The 13,741-nt window shown below is 58.4% G+C and carries 13 protein-coding genes; 9 read left to right on the plus strand and 4 right to left on the minus strand.

The window, feature by feature from the left end; genetic code table 11:
• The first annotated feature begins 10 nt into the window (after positions 1 to 10).
• The gene (locus GOW09_RS01775; RefSeq protein ID WP_171115190.1) at positions 11 to 991 is read left to right on the plus strand and encodes an arginase family protein; all 981 of its coding nucleotides are present in this window, start codon (positions 11 to 13) and stop codon (positions 989 to 991) included.
• Here GOW09_RS01775 and GOW09_RS01780 read toward each other — a convergent pair.
• Together GOW09_RS01780 and GOW09_RS01785 are read right to left on the minus strand one after the other, a co-directional pair.
• Positions 988 to 1,956 (minus strand): agmatinase, encoded by a 969-nt coding sequence (locus tag GOW09_RS01780; RefSeq protein WP_171115192.1) that lies wholly within the window; start codon positions 1,954 to 1,956, stop codon positions 988 to 990. The two genes, GOW09_RS01775 and GOW09_RS01780, sit on opposite strands and share 4 nt — an antisense overlap.
• Positions 1,957 to 2,029: 73 nt before the next feature.
• Complete coding sequence (locus GOW09_RS01785; RefSeq protein ID WP_171115194.1) at positions 2,030 to 3,550, minus strand: trimethylamine methyltransferase family protein; 1,521 nt, start codon at positions 3,548 to 3,550, stop codon at positions 2,030 to 2,032.
• A 181-nt stretch (positions 3,551 to 3,731) separates the two neighbouring features.
• On the opposite strand from GOW09_RS01785, the gene GOW09_RS01790 reads away from it, so the two are divergent.
• The 5 genes from GOW09_RS01790 (at position 3,732) to GOW09_RS01810 (ending at position 10,722) form a co-directional block, all read left to right on the plus strand.
• The gene (locus GOW09_RS01790) at positions 3,732 to 6,167 is read left to right on the plus strand and encodes an FAD-dependent oxidoreductase (protein WP_171115196.1); all 2,436 of its coding nucleotides are present in this window, start codon (positions 3,732 to 3,734) and stop codon (positions 6,165 to 6,167) included.
• A gap of 90 nt (positions 6,168 to 6,257) precedes the next feature.
• Positions 6,258 to 7,229, plus strand: a complete 972-nt coding sequence (locus GOW09_RS01795; RefSeq protein ID WP_152458498.1) for a LysR family transcriptional regulator — start codon at positions 6,258 to 6,260, stop codon at positions 7,227 to 7,229.
• Positions 7,230 to 7,451: 222 nt separating this feature from the next.
• Positions 7,452 to 8,060, plus strand: a complete 609-nt coding sequence (locus GOW09_RS01800) for a carboxymuconolactone decarboxylase family protein (RefSeq protein WP_171115199.1) — start codon at positions 7,452 to 7,454, stop codon at positions 8,058 to 8,060.
• 261 nt (positions 8,061 to 8,321) lie between these two features.
• Positions 8,322 to 9,245, plus strand: coding sequence for a polyphosphate kinase 2 (ppk2, locus tag GOW09_RS01805; protein ID WP_171115201.1), 924 nt, complete (start codon positions 8,322 to 8,324; stop codon positions 9,243 to 9,245).
• A 106-nt stretch (positions 9,246 to 9,351) separates the two neighbouring features.
• Positions 9,352 to 10,722 carry an MATE family efflux transporter gene (locus tag GOW09_RS01810; protein ID WP_171115203.1) on the plus strand — a complete coding sequence of 457 codons (1,371 nt, stop codon included), beginning with the start codon at positions 9,352 to 9,354 and terminating at the stop codon, positions 10,720 to 10,722.
• On the opposite strand, the gene GOW09_RS01815 is transcribed toward GOW09_RS01810, so the two are convergent.
• Both GOW09_RS01815 and GOW09_RS01820 read right to left on the minus strand, forming a co-directional pair.
• Positions 10,719 to 11,120: a hypothetical protein gene (locus tag GOW09_RS01815; protein WP_171115205.1), complete on the minus strand. Its 402-nt coding sequence runs from the start codon at positions 11,118 to 11,120 to the stop codon at positions 10,719 to 10,721. The two genes, GOW09_RS01810 and GOW09_RS01815, sit on opposite strands and share 4 nt — an antisense overlap.
• Positions 11,121 to 11,122: 2 nt before the next feature.
• Positions 11,123 to 12,325: a pyridoxal phosphate-dependent aminotransferase gene (locus tag GOW09_RS01820; protein WP_171115206.1), complete on the minus strand. Its 1,203-nt coding sequence runs from the start codon at positions 12,323 to 12,325 to the stop codon at positions 11,123 to 11,125.
• A 92-nt stretch (positions 12,326 to 12,417) separates the two neighbouring features.
• On the opposite strand from GOW09_RS01820, the gene GOW09_RS01825 reads away from it, so the two are divergent.
• The 3 genes from GOW09_RS01825 to GOW09_RS01835 all read left to right on the plus strand — a co-directional run bounded on the left by GOW09_RS01825 (position 12,418) and on the right by GOW09_RS01835 (position 13,639).
• The gene (locus GOW09_RS01825; protein WP_171115209.1) at positions 12,418 to 12,810 is read left to right on the plus strand and encodes a helix-turn-helix domain-containing protein; all 393 of its coding nucleotides are present in this window, start codon (positions 12,418 to 12,420) and stop codon (positions 12,808 to 12,810) included.
• 29 nt (positions 12,811 to 12,839) lie between these two features.
• Positions 12,840 to 13,064 (plus strand): succinate dehydrogenase assembly factor 2, encoded by a 225-nt coding sequence (locus tag GOW09_RS01830; protein WP_170344713.1) that lies wholly within the window; start codon positions 12,840 to 12,842, stop codon positions 13,062 to 13,064.
• Positions 13,065 to 13,141: 77 nt separating this feature from the next.
• A complete protein-coding gene (locus tag GOW09_RS01835) occupies positions 13,142 to 13,639 on the plus strand; it encodes a MarR family winged helix-turn-helix transcriptional regulator (protein WP_371807722.1) in 498 nt (165 codons plus the stop codon).
• Positions 13,640 to 13,741 lie beyond the last annotated feature (102 nt).

The following is a 13,741-nucleotide window of genomic DNA, read 5'->3' on the forward strand; positions in this document are numbered from 1 at the left end:
CGAGGAAACCATGACAGACCCGTATGAACAATCGATGATGGACAACCTGTATTGGTGGGGCGTGCCCACACTGTTCCGGTGTCCCAATGTCGGGCCCGAAGGGCAGGATATCGCACTGGCGGGCGTGCCGCATTCGACGGGCAACGGCACGACCGAAAGGGACCAGCACCTGGGACCACGCGCGTTGCGGCATGTCTCGGCCGTACAACGCAGGGTGCATTCGGTCTTTGAAATTGATCCTTGGCAGAGTGCGCGGATCGCCGATGTTGGTGATGTGCCTTTTCCAAAGGCCAACGACAACGAAGACTGCATCGAACGCATCACTGAATTCTACAAGACCATAGACGCGGCCGGAGCGCGCCCCGTTTCCGTCGGAGGCGACCATTCCATCACCGGTGGCATTGTTCAGGCCCTGGGTGGCGGCAAGCTTGCAGGCGGGCAGCCGGTCAGCTTTCTGCATCTGGACGCGCATACGGATGTCTTCACCAAGGTTGATCACTTTCTTGGTGCCAAGAAATCAGCGGCTCACTGGGGGGCCTATCTGGCCGATCAGGGGCAGGTGGATCCAACCCGGTCGATGCAGATCGGTCTGCGGGGCCATCCACGCAGCCTGGACTGGCTGCAACCGTCTTATGACTACGGGTACAATATCGTCACAATGCGAGAGTTCCGACAGCGCGGGTTGGCCGATGTGGTCGCGCAGACCAAAGAGGTTTTGGGTGACCGCCCGGTTTACATCACCTTCGATCTGGACTGTCTGGACCCAACCGTCGCGCCGGCCGTGTCCAATCTGGAACCGGGTGAGAAGGGGTTTGACATAGATGAGGCGGTCGGCATCCTGCGCGCGGCGCGCGGATTGAACATCATCGGCGGCGATGTGGTCTGCATGATGCCCACCAAGGACAGCCCCAACAACATCACCGCGCTGACGGCGGCGGCCGTGGTGTTCGAGATGATTTCGATGATCGCCGAGAACGTCGCGCGGGCCTAGCGCCGCGCGTCGATCGCCTGTGCCAGAACACACAGCAACTCGAACATCAGCGAGATGCCAAGCCACGCCGTTCCACCTTGGGGGTCGAATGGCGGTGACACTTCGACAAGATCGGCGCCAACAAGGTTCAGACCGGACATCCTGCGAATGACCTGCTGGGCCTCAAAGCTGTTGGGCCCGCCGATTTCAGGTGTTCCTGTGCCGGGGGCGTAAGTTGGATCGACAAAGTCGATGTCATAGGTGCAATAGGTCGGCTGCATGCCAACGATATCGCGTACCTCGTTCATAACGTCGACCATGCCCCTGTCGAACAGTTCTTCGATACGGATGATGCGGATGCCCTGCGCCTCGCCCCATTCGATATCTTCAGTGTTGTAGGCCGTGCCGCGAATCCCGACTTGTACAAAACGCTTCGGGTCCACCAACCCTTCCTCGACCGCTCGGCGGAACGGGGTGCCGTGGGTGAATTTGTGACCTCCGAAATAAGTGTCGAACAAGTCCGTGTGACTGTCGAACTGGATCAGGCCAACCGGACCCGAAGCGGCCAGGGCTCGCAGGACGGGCAGGGTGGTCAGGTGATCTCCTCCGGCGGTCAATGGTGTGATGTTGCGGCTTCGAAGATCCGTGTAGAAACGCGTGACCCGATCCAGCGTGTCTTCTATGTCGACGGGGTTGGGGGCGACGTCTCCTAGATCTGCGCAGTTCACCATTGAAAACGGTGCCACACCCGTAACCGGGTTCATCGCCCTGATCATGGTGGAATAATCTCTTAATTGCCGCGGACCATGCCGGGCGCCGGGGCGATTGGTGGTTCCGCCGTCCCAAGGGATACCGACGATGCCCAGTTCGACCTCCGAGATCCGTTCGTGCGCCAGATCCAGCATGGGCAGGCGCATGAATGCGGGAATGCCGGCAAATCGGGCCAGTTCCATGGCGGACACCGGTTGAAAAAATGAATCGGCCATGATGCCCCATCCTCTGCAAGTTTCCTCAGTGACCCTAACGGTTCAGGACCGGGCTGGAAATGCCCGCCGCTCTTCAAGACAGGATATGAAAACGCTGGCGGATTTCGGCGTCTTGTTCAGGGGTGAGGTATTTGGGGTAATGCGTGCTCAACACCTCTTGAGCGACGCGCCGTGCAGATGACCACGCATCCATCGCACCATCGGTTTGCCAGGTGCGGGGCTCCTGACGATCGGCGAGTTTCGGATAGAAATAGTCTCGTTCCATGGCTTCATAGGTTTGCTCGCTGCCCAGAAAATGCCCATCGCCCAGAACCGAATGGCATATAGCGTCAAAGCCAAGATTCGCTTCGGTGACCTCGATCCCGCGCAAGACACGATAGGTGTGCGAGTGCATTTCGTTGTCCAGAACGAAGGCCTCGAAGCTGACCCCGAGCAGAGATGCCGTCATCCCCGAGCTTTCATAGATCAGATTGCCTCCTGCCAGCGCCGCCGCCAGCGAAGTGATGCCTTTTTCAGCCCCATGCTGGGCGTCGATGGCCTTGGCATCGGCCATCGAGGCGGCCACACCCGACGGCAAACCCAGCCAGTTCGTGATTTGCGCCGACGCCGCATTCAGGATTGCGGTCTCGCCGCTGCCCCCTGCGAAAGAGCCGGTCCTGAGATCCACGATGAAAGGCCAGTTGGAAAAGACCATCGGAAAGCCGGGTTTGATCGCATTGACCATCACGAGACTGGCCAGCGTTTCGGCCAGTGATTGCGCCAGAAATCCGGCCAGAGTTGCCGGGGCGGTTGCGCCCGCCTGCGCGGCCGTGATGCAGGACATCGGAATGTTATTGGCGATGCATTCATAAACCACGTCCACGGCATCCTCGCCGTATCGCATTGGCGAAATGATCGGACTTATATGCGCTTTCAGGAAGGGGCGTTTGGCGAATTCCCCGACCCCTCCGGCGACGATGTCCAGCATCTCGACGATCGGGCCGACATGTTCCGCCAACGTGAAAGACGTTGCCACTGGCTTGGTTGTGTTGCGTACCAATGCGTAAACGGTGTTGACGTCCAGATCGAACACATCTGGGACGTCGGTCGCCACGCAGCACCGGGTAAACCAACTGACGTTGGCCAGAGTGTCCTGTAGCCGGGTGAAATCATGCAGATCGGCTAGGGTGGAGGGGCGATAAAGCCCACTGTTGATATCAAGGGTCTGAACCGCAGCGCCGCCAGTGCCAAAATACACGCGGTCGCCACCCACCTCGATGGATCGTTTTTCATCCCGGCCATGAAAGGTAAAGCTCTTCGCGGCCGAGGCGATGGCCTGTTCGACCATTGAACGGGGAAAAACCAGGCGGTTCTGTTCCCGATCCTGGGCACCCGCCGCCCTGAGGTCGAAGGCCAGCCTGTCCGGCACGTCTCCCATCCCCAGCTCTTCCAGCAAACGCAGCGCCGTGTCATAGATTTTCTCGATTTCCGATAGGCTCATGGGCTTGAATGCCCCGCCTTTCTGACCGGGCGGGCAAGGATCAATGACGGGTTTGGCCGCACGCTGTGCATGCCGTGCTTTGCGTCCGCTTCGTTTGATGATGTCGGATGGCATGTGTTTTCGTCACCTTGCGTTTTCCTGCACCGTAGGACCCAAGTTGTCCCGGTATCAAAGAAGAAGTGCCGTTTTCAGAATCCGAAATCGCGGTTTCGATTTTCCGGCACCCGCATCTGCCCTGTTGTCTGCCCATCCCGTTATTCAGCAAGACTGGTGCCGAAGTTGAAGGAGCAATGCCATGAAGTCGCGTACCAGAGCCGTTGTGATAGGGGGCGGGATCGCCGGATGTTCGACGCTCTACCACCTGACCCAGGAAGGGTGGACCGATGTGGTTTTGGTCGAACGGAATGAACTGACCTCGGGCACGACATGGCATTCGGCGGCGCAGGTCACCAATTTCGGCATGAACCAGACGATGGTCGGCCTGAAATCTCATTCGATCCGTCTGTACAAGGAACTGGCCGACGATCCGGATTACCCGATCAACTATCACCACGCAGACGGTGGGATCCGTCTGGCCAACACCGAAGGGCAGATGCAGGGCTATCGTCACTTTGCGTCCATGGCGCGGGGGATGGACGTGCATTTCGAGGTGATAGACGCGGATGAATGTGCCCGGAGACACCCGTTGATTTCGACCGACAATCTCATCGGCGGGCTTTGGGATCCGCTGGACGGAGACATCGATCCGGCGCAATTGTGCCAGTCCCTTGCGCGCCGGGCACGCAAGGCGGGCGCCGAGGTGTATCGAAATACGCCGGTGACCGCGCTGACACAGCACAGCGATGATACCTGGACCGTGCATACCGAGCACGGGGATATCGACTGTGATGTCGTCGTCAACGCCTGCGGCTACAGGGTCAACGAAGTCGGCGCCATGATGGGTGTTCATCATCCCGTGTCGTCCATGGAACATCAGTATTTCCTGACCGAAGAAATCGAGGCCATCCGGGATGCCGGACACCGGATGCCGCTGCTGCGCTGCCCGATCAGCGATTACTATTGCCGGCAGGAAAAGAACGGGCTGCTACTCGGGTTTTACGAGCAGGGGTGCAAAACCTGGGGTATGGACGGGATTGATCCGAACTTCGTGAACGCATTGTGCCCGGATGATCTGGACCGGGTAACCGATGTGCTGGAAGGGGCCTTTGCGCGCATGCCCGCCTTGATGGAGGTTGGTATTCACACCGTGGTCAACGGACCGATCACCTATACCATTGATGGCGCCCCATTGGTCGGTCCGATCCCGGGCAAGCGCAACGCGTACTGCATCATTGGACTGCGGGCCGGGCTGGGTGAAGGTGGCGGTCACGGATGGTTGCTGGCACAGCAGATCGTGCATGGCGAGGCATGTTATGACACGTGGTGCCTCGACCCGCGGAGGTTTTCAGGTCATGCCAATGTGGAACTCACCGCGCTCAAGGCGATTGAAGATTATCAGAACGAATTCAGGTTCCACTTTCCGCATGAACATCGCCCCGCGGGCCGACCCGCCAAAACGACCCCTCTGACGCCTGTTCTGGCATCCGAAGGGGCCGAGTTCACTGTGGTCAACGGATGGGAAAGGGTGGACTATTTCAAACCCGATCCCGATTTCTCGCCGACGCTCAGTTTCGATTTTGACGAAACCTTCGATTTGGTGGCCGCCGAAGTCGAAAGCATTCGAACCGGCGTCGGGCTTGCAGAGGTAAACGGGTTCAACCGCATCGAGATCACGGGATCGGACAGGCACGCATTCCTGGATCGGTTGTTTTGCGGGCTTGTTCCTCGGCGTGAGGGGCGTGTCGGGTTGGGATACCTGTTGAATCACTACGGTATGATCAAGGCAGAAGCGACGATCGCCAATCTGCCCGCCTGCGACAGGGGGCCGGCCCGCGTTTGGTATGGTTCCGCCGCGGCGAGCGAGTTTCACGACATGGATTGGTTGCGCTTGCATCTGCGCAGCGATGAGGACGTTCAGTTGCGCAGCCTGACAAATGATCAGACCATTCTGGTTCTGGCTGGCCCGAAGTCGCGTTCTGTCTTGTCAGCCTGCGCCAGAGGAGATTGGTCGGCAGATGCGTTCCCGTGGCTCAGCGTGCGCGAGTGCTTTGTCGGTATTGCTCCGGCGACGGTCATGAAACTGAGTTACTCGGGCGAGCTGGCCTATGAAATCCATGTTCCAAATGCCTCGCTTTATGCGGCCTATCTTGCCTTGCGCGAGGCCGGCGAAACGCATGGGCTGAAACTGTTCGGTGCCAGGGCCGTTGAATCCATGCGCATGGAGAAGAGCTTTTTGCACTGGAAAGCCGATCTGATCACCGAATTTGATCCTTTTGAAACCGGCTTGGATCGGTTTGTCCGACTGGACAAGGGCGCCTTCGTGGGGCGTGATGCCTTGTTGAGACGGAAGTCGGAAGGACCACGACGCAAGCTGGTCCCCTTGCGCATCGATTCAACCCTTGGCCCGGCGCATCCCGGCGCATCACTGATGCAGGATGATACTGTCGTTGGCACCATCACGTCGGGCGAATGGGGGTATCGCACGGAGCTGAATCTGGCGCACGCTTTCATTCATCCGTCCCTGGCGCAGCTTGGCCGCGAAATGGAGCTGGACAGCTGCGGGAAACGGATTGGTGCGACGGTTATCAGCCCAAGCCCGTACGACCCGGATTTTGTGCGGATGAAAGCCTAGAATCGACCGTTTCGATCAACTTCTTCATTGCCGCATGGGCAAAACTTTGCTTCGCTAGTTTCGAACAAATCGAAACAATGGTCGGTTGCCGTGTCCAAATCTCTGAGTCTTCGATGGCTGGAAGTGTTTCAGCTGATCGCCAAATCCGGATCGATTCAGCAAGTCGCATCAGAAACAGACTTGTCGATCAGCACGGTTTCGAACCACCTGCGCAGCCTTGAACGCGCGTTGGGGATTGAATTGGTCGACCATGGGCGTCGCCCGATGGGCCTGACGCCGGCGGGCGAGGTGTTTGCCCGCTATGTGCGTGAGGGTCTGACTGTGTTGAAACGCGGTGAGGCCGAGATACGAACGGGAAACTGGCAGCATGCGACGGATCTGCGGCTGGCTTTGATCGATGATTTCGACAACCAGATCGCGCCCGACCTTGTTCGTTTTCTGGCGCAGGCTCTGCCGCGGTGCAATTTCCGCCATTTCACGCGCCCAAGCCACGAAATTCTTGCCAAACTTCAGGAACACAAGCTTGACGTGGGCGTCGCCACACGACCGCTGGGTCGTACCGAGGGGCTGATCGAATACCCGTTGATGAGAGACCCCTTCATCGTCGTGGTTCCCAACAAGTTTGAAGGGTCCCCGGACGAGCTGTTCAACCCGGATGCCGACCTGCCATTGTTGAGGTATTCGCGTGACTATGTGATCGGCAAGCAGATCGAAACGCAGTTGGCCCGGAGCAAATACAGCCTGCCCAACCGGTTTGAGCTGGAGTGTAATCAATCCATCATCGGCTTGGTTGCGCAGGGCAGCGGGTGGGCAATCACGACCGCCGCGTGTTTCCACCGAACGCAGAGGTTTCACAACAGCGTAAAGGCTATGCCATTTCCCGGTAGCAACTTCGTTCGCACAGTGTCGCTGTTTACAACTGAAGTATACCCAGCAACGACGTCGGTGCTGATCCAGAAGGCCATGAGCAAATTGATACGTCAGCATTTCACAAGACCGATGTGTGCCCGGCACAATTGGCTGAAGAATGAGTTCCGCACCATGGAGATAGAGGGCGTCTAGCCCAATCTGACCGGGGTGCCGAACGGCTGGTGGTTTAGGGCGGATGCTCGCAGGGCTTAGACTGGACTTCCCGTGTTGGTGTTTCGGGAAACCGGGCCGATGTTCGAATTGCGGTCTGTGCTGGTCCGGGTTCTTTCTGACGGGGTGTCGAATTCGTCTCGCCTCGGGCTCAAAGCGCTTCTAGTCTCTGAACGACAGGCAATCACGTCAACAGGAAGCCAAATGAGCTGGATCAGAACCATCCCATTCGAGCAGGCCACAGGCAGGCTGAAGAAACTCTATGACCGCGTCACGGGCCCGGGCAACAATGTGGACAATATCATGATGGCGCATTCGTTGCGTCCGCATTCGATGGAAGGGCACATGGCGATCTACAAGGCGGTGCTGCATCACTCGGGCAACAAGATACCGAAATGGTTTCTCGAGGCGCTGGGCGTGTGGGTCAGCTCTCTGAACCGATGCGGATATTGCGTCGAACATCATTTCGCAGGGTTGCAGCGGTTGCTGGACAACGAAGAACGGGGAAACGCGATCCGGGCCGCGATCGAAGCCCGCGATCCGGCCGCCGCGCCATTGGATGCAGCGCAGGTGGCGGCCATGACCTATGCGCGCAAACTGACCGAGGATCCGGGCGATCTGGTCGAAGCGGATGTGACGGCGCTGCGCACGGCAGGGTGGGATGATGGAGAAATCCTCGAGATCAATCAGGTCTGTTCCTACTTCTCTTATGCGAACCGCACGGTTCTGGGGCTGGGATGTTCGACGGAAGGCGACGAATTGGGTCTGTCGCCCAACAACTCTGACAACCCTGACGATTGGGGGCATAGATGAAGCCTGAAACAAGGGGATCAGCGATCCGGTGCGCCAAACGGGCGCCAGCCTTGGCCATGATGGCCTAGGTCGATTAGACGATCCTGTTGAGGATTCAGGCAAGGGCCGCTCGGGCATAGCTTGAAAAACGGCGTTTGTATCGGAACCTTGTATCCAGCGCGGAATTCATGGGTTTTTGAGGCATCAATTTGACCCCAATCAAAGCGCATCCGTGGCCTTTCTGCTAGCTCCTTTCCGGGACAACAGAAAAGGAAAGATTTCATGGAAGCCATTGCTCGGGTCGAAACAAATTCAACTCAGGTCAAGACCAGGCCGACGCCGGTTGCAGAGGTCGCAGAGCCCAGCCCTGAAAAGATCCGGCAGGCGTTTGAAAGCGGCAAGTACCCCTATGGCCGCAAGATGGCGCGGTCGGTGTATGAAGAACAGAAGGCCAAGCTTCAGGCAGAGTTGCTGAAGGTTCAGTTGTGGGCGCAGGAAACCGGGCAGCGTTTCGTTCTGCTGTTCGAAGGGCGCGATGCTGCCGGCAAGGGCGGTACGATAAAGCGGTTTATGGAGCACCTCAATCCACGTCAGGCCCGAGTCGTGGCCTTGAATAAACCCACTTGGGAAGAAAAGGGGCAGTGGTATTACCAGCGCTATATTCAGGAACTGCCAACAGTTGGCGAAATGGTGTTCTACGACCGGTCCTGGTACAACCGCGCGGGTGTCGAGCGGGTGATGGGTTTTTGCTCTCCCAACGAGTATCTGGAGTTCATGCGGCAGACGCCGGAGTTGGAACGGATGCTGGTGCGGTCGGGCATCCAGCTCTACAAATACTGGTTCTCGGTCACGCAGGAAGAACAGCAGCGCCGCTTCAAAAGTCGAGAGATTGATCCCCTGAAACAGTGGAAGCTGTCGCCGATTGACAAGGCGAGCCTCAGCAAGTGGGATGACTATACCGAGGCGAAAGAGGCCATGTTCTTTTACACCGATACGGCTGATGCGCCGTGGACGATCATCAAGTCGAATGACAAGAAACGCGCGCGCCTGAATTGTATGCGGCATTTCCTGTCGACGCTGGACTACCCGGGTAAGGATCACGACACTGTGGGTGAACCCGATCCGTTGATCGTGGGACAGGCGCATCACGTCATCCACCGGTCCGAGCATATTTTGGGTACAGCATTGCACCCAGACGCCCGTTAACCGCACGGTGCCTGCTCTTGCCGTGTGAGTAGGCACCGGAGTCTCATATTGAAATTTTGGTGATCTTCTCTTGTCCCGCGCCAAGCCCGCGCATATGGCTGGTGCAATGACAAAAGTGATGACATATCCGGCCCACTTTCGGGCAATTGCCGTGCTTGGCCTGCCGTTGGTCGGTGGCCATCTGGCGCAGTTTGCCATCGGCCTGACCGACACCGTCATGCTGGGCTGGTACGGGGTCGAGGCGCTGGCGGCGGTTACCCTGGCCAGCAGCTATTATTTCGTTCTGTTTTTGTTTGGTGCGGGGTTTGGCTGGGCCGTCATGCCGATGGTTGCCACCGCCGCGGCAGAAGGGGACGAAACCAGCATTCGCCGCTCGACGCGCATGGGGCTGTGGTTGTCACTGCTATACGCTGCGGTGGTCATGCCGTTGTTGTGGTGGTCCAATCCGATCCTGATCGCCATGAAACAAGAGCCGCATATCGCTGAAACCGCGTCGGAATATTTGCGTGTTGCCGGTTGGGGGTTGTTTCCGGCGCTCATCGTGATGGTGTTGAAGTCCTACCTTGCGGCTCTGGAGCGAACTCAGATCGTGCTGTGGATCACGGTTACGGCGGCGGTTGTGAACGGGTTTACCAACTATGCGCTGATCTTTGGCAACTGGGGCGCGCCGGAACTGGGCGTGATGGGCGCTGCGATCGCTTCGATCGCGACGCAGGTCGTTTCACTGGTCGCTGTTGTCGTCTATGTGGTCCGAACCTTGCCGGAACACAGCCTGTTCCAGCGCTTCTGGCGTCCGGATTGGGAAATGTTCATCAGCGTGTGGAAACTGGGCGTGCCCATTGGCCTGACCACCCTGGCCGAGGTGTCGCTGTTTGCAACATCCGCCGTGATGATGGGCTGGCTGGGTCAGGTCCCGCTGGCCGCGCACGGGATCGCCCTGAATCTGGCGTCGGCCACATTCATGGTGCACCTGGGGCTGTCAAATGCGGCCACCATCCGGGCCGGCAACGCGTTGGGCCGCCGGGACAAGGCGCATCTGGAGAAAGGTGCGATTGCCGTGACGGGCATGTCGCTGGTCATGTCCGTCGTGACCGTCATCCTGTTCCTGACATATGCCGAGCCGCTGATTTCCCTGTTCATGGAGGCCGATGATCCGCAGCGCGGACAAATTCTGGCAATCGGGACAGGATTGCTGGCCATGGCTGCCCTGTTCCAACTGGTCGACGGGGCGCAGGTGATTGCGCTGGGACTGCTGCGTGGTTTGCAGGATGCCAAGATACCGATGGTTATGGCGGCGCTCAGCTATTGGGTGGTGGGAATTCCGGCGTCCTACTATTTCGGCTTCGTCCGTCAGATGGATGGCATCGGTGTCTGGCTGGGACTGGTGCTTGGCCTGGCCTTCGCGGCGGTGCTGCTGATGGCCCGGTTCTGGATGCATTCGGTGCGGCAGATGCAGGCGCCGGCGGAACCTGCCTAGTCTTTGCTCAACCGGTCGGCCTTTTTCCGAACCAGAACCGTGCGCAGATCGTGCATCGCCATCAGCAACCTGTCGGTTACATCCTCAAGCTGTTCGTCGCTTGCCTTGGACTGCGCCCATTGCGTTGTCAGATTCAGATAGTCGACAGCGCGGTGAATGTCGTCGATGTCGCGCTGGGCCAGTACGGCCCGGCGCTCGTCCATCCATTGGGCGATCTCTGACTGATCCCGTTCGGACAAAACCCGTTGGCCGTGCGGCTTGACCTCACCGTTGCGGATGTTGATGACGGCGATCTGGTCCATCTCGATCCGGCGCTGGCGGTTTTCCGTATCGATCCGAAACACCGCGGCCCCGTTTTCACGGATGCGAAAATAATATTCGGGCAGGTCGGCAGACATGTTTACCTCAGAGATGCACAAAAGCGCTGTATACGAGCGCAAGCTTCGGTCAGGGCTGCATCGGACGTCGCATAGCTGACCCGGAAGTTGGGTGACAGGCCGAAGGCCGCGCCAAACACGACGGCGACATCCGCCTCTTCCAGCAGGGCCGTGGCAAAGGCTTCATCGTTTTCGATGACGGTTCCCGCGGGTGTCGTTTTGCCAATCAGCCCGGCGATCGAGGGGTAGACATAAAACGCGCCCTCGGGTGTCGGGCAGGTTATGCCGTCAATCTCGTCCAACATGCGCACCACCAGATCACGGCGGCGTTTGAACGTTTCATTGTTCGGGGCCAGAAAATCCTGTGTTCCGTTCAGCGCTTCCACCGCCGCCCACTGGCTGATCGAGCAGGGGTTCGAGGTGGATTGCGACTGGATCTTGCGCATCGCCGAGATGAGTTCGACCGGACCGGCCGCATAACCGATGCGCCAGCCGGTCATGGCGTAGGCTTTCGAAACACCGTTGCAGGTGAGCGTCCTGTCATACAGGCCGGGCTCCACCTCGGCAGGCGTGCAGAATTCAAACCCGTCATAGGCCAGGTGTTCATACATGTCGTCCGACATGATCCAGACATGCGGATGGCGCATCAGAACATCGGTGAGGGCCTTGAGCTCATCCCGGCTGTACCCTGCGCCTGTCGGGTTCGAGGGCGAGTTGAAGATGAACCACTTTGTCCTTGGGGTGATGGCGGCTTCCAGTTGTTCTGCCGCCAGCTTGAAGCTGTTGGCCAGCGTCGTTTCAACAACAACCGGCGTTCCACCTGCCAGCAAAACCATGTCGGGGTAGCTTACCCAATATGGCGCGGGGATGATCACCTCGTCACCGTCATTCATTGTTGCCATCAAGGCGTTGTACAGCGTCTGCTTTCCGCCCGTTCCAACCGAGATCTGCGCGGGCGTGTAGTCAAGCCCGTGATCGCGCTTCATCTTGGCGCAAACCGCCTGCTTCAGTTCCGGAATGCCGTCCGGTGCGGTGTACTTGGTTTTTCCGGCTGCAATCGCTGCAACGGCGGCGTCCTTGATGTTTTGCGGGGTGTCGAAATCCGGCTCACCCGCGCTCAGGCCGATCACGTCGCGCCCGGCGGCTTTCAACTCGGCGGCCTTGGCTGTCATGGCGATCGTGGGCGATGGTTTAACGCGTGACAGTGTCGCAGACAGGAAACTCATGGATGGCCTCGGTTTGTATGTTCAACCCGACTGTCATAGGGTGCGCCGGAATGACGATCAAGCCGAATGGACAATGTGAATTGGAGACCCCGATGAATGATGAAAAAGACTGGTATGGACCTGAGTCTGCGACATTCGGGGACCGTCTGGCAGGCGCGCGCGAAGCGGCCGGAATGACCCAGGCAGAGCTGGCGCGCCGCCTTGGGGTCAAGAAGACGACGATTGTCGATTGGGAAAACGATCTGTCCGAGCCGCGTGCGAACCGGTTGTCGATGATGGCGGGGCTGGTCAATGTCTCGATCATGTGGCTGCTGACCGGTGAGGGCGATGGCATGGATGCCCCGGTGGAAGAGGGCGAAGGTGGAATGGAACTGTCGACCGCGGTGGCCGAACTGCGCGCCATCCGAGGAGAGATGCGGGTTTGCGCTGAACGTGCGGCGCGTCTGGAAAAGAAAATGCGTCTGATGCTGGAGCAGAAGAATTGAGTGAACCCCGGGACGTACGCATCAAGCGAATGAAAATGCGATCCATGCGGCGCGGGATCAAAGAGATGGACATTATCCTGTCCGCTTATGCCGATCGCAACCTGGCAGATATGGATGCCGCCGGGCTGGATGTCTTTGACGCGCTGCTGCACGAAAACGATCAGGACCTTTATCAATGGGTCACAGGTCAGGTGCAGCCGCCGGCGCAGTTTGCCAGTCTGATTTCAAACATCGCGCAGACCTTTCAGAAATAAGAAAATACCGGCTTAACCGATTTTTCGGACTTTCAGGTCATCGTGTCTCAAACAGCACGACTGAATCGGAGGGTCGGATGAGTATGGAAATGCAGGTCTCCGGGCTTGAAGCCAAGGGGTTCATGACCAGCTATCTTGAGGCACTGGCCCTGGTGGAGCGGCTGCATCGGTTGCTGCTGGATGTCATCAAGGATGAATTCGAGCGCGTCGGCGTGCTGGAAATCAACGCGGTTCAGGCACTGCTGCTGTTCAATATCGGCGATCACGAAGTGACGGCGGGCGAGCTGAAAAGCCGCGGCTACTATCAGGGCAGCAATGTCAGCTACAACCTCAAGAAGCTGGTTGAGATGGGGTATATGCACCACCAGAGATGCGAGATTGACCGCCGCTCTGTCCGCGTACGTCTGACACCACGAGGCAGGGAAATCCGCAATATCGTGTCCGACCTGTTTGCGCGTCACGCCGAAGGATTGCAAAGCAGGGGCGTGTTGGAGTTGGAAGGCATCGAAGACATCACCACGTCACTGCGCCGGGTGGAGCGATATTGGACCGACCAGATCCGATACATCTACTGACCGGGGTTGTGTGTCGCGCAGAACCAAAACCGTCCTGCACTGATGCACAGGCCTGGCGGCCTTGTTCAAATGCCGGTCCAGAGAACAGGCCCGCAAAAGCAG

Source organism: Ruegeria sp. HKCCA5463, from assembly GCF_013034175.1.
Taxonomy (GTDB): Bacteria; Pseudomonadota; Alphaproteobacteria; order Rhodobacterales; family Rhodobacteraceae; genus Ruegeria.

Coding starts and splice junctions, on each gene's coding strand:
- GOW09_RS01775 (WP_171115190.1), top strand. CDS start 11: ATGACAGACCCGTATGAACAATCGATGATGGACAACCTGTATTGGTGG.
- GOW09_RS01780 (WP_171115192.1), bottom strand. CDS start 1,956: ATGGCCGATTCATTTTTTCAACCGGTGTCCGCCATGGAACTGGCCCGA.
- GOW09_RS01785 (WP_171115194.1), bottom strand. CDS start 3,550: ATGCCATCCGACATCATCAAACGAAGCGGACGCAAAGCACGGCATGCA.
- GOW09_RS01790 (WP_171115196.1), top strand. CDS start 3,732: ATGAAGTCGCGTACCAGAGCCGTTGTGATAGGGGGCGGGATCGCCGGA.
- GOW09_RS01800 (WP_171115199.1), top strand. CDS start 7,452: ATGAGCTGGATCAGAACCATCCCATTCGAGCAGGCCACAGGCAGGCTG.
- ppk2 (WP_171115201.1), top strand. CDS start 8,322: ATGGAAGCCATTGCTCGGGTCGAAACAAATTCAACTCAGGTCAAGACC.
- GOW09_RS01810 (WP_171115203.1), top strand. CDS start 9,352: ATGACAAAAGTGATGACATATCCGGCCCACTTTCGGGCAATTGCCGTG.
- GOW09_RS01815 (WP_171115205.1), bottom strand. CDS start 11,120: ATGTCTGCCGACCTGCCCGAATATTATTTTCGCATCCGTGAAAACGGG.
- GOW09_RS01820 (WP_171115206.1), bottom strand. CDS start 12,325: ATGAGTTTCCTGTCTGCGACACTGTCACGCGTTAAACCATCGCCCACG.
- GOW09_RS01825 (WP_171115209.1), top strand. CDS start 12,418: ATGAATGATGAAAAAGACTGGTATGGACCTGAGTCTGCGACATTCGGG.
- GOW09_RS01830 (WP_170344713.1), top strand. CDS start 12,840: ATGAAAATGCGATCCATGCGGCGCGGGATCAAAGAGATGGACATTATC.
- GOW09_RS01835 (WP_371807722.1), top strand. CDS start 13,142: ATGAGTATGGAAATGCAGGTCTCCGGGCTTGAAGCCAAGGGGTTCATG.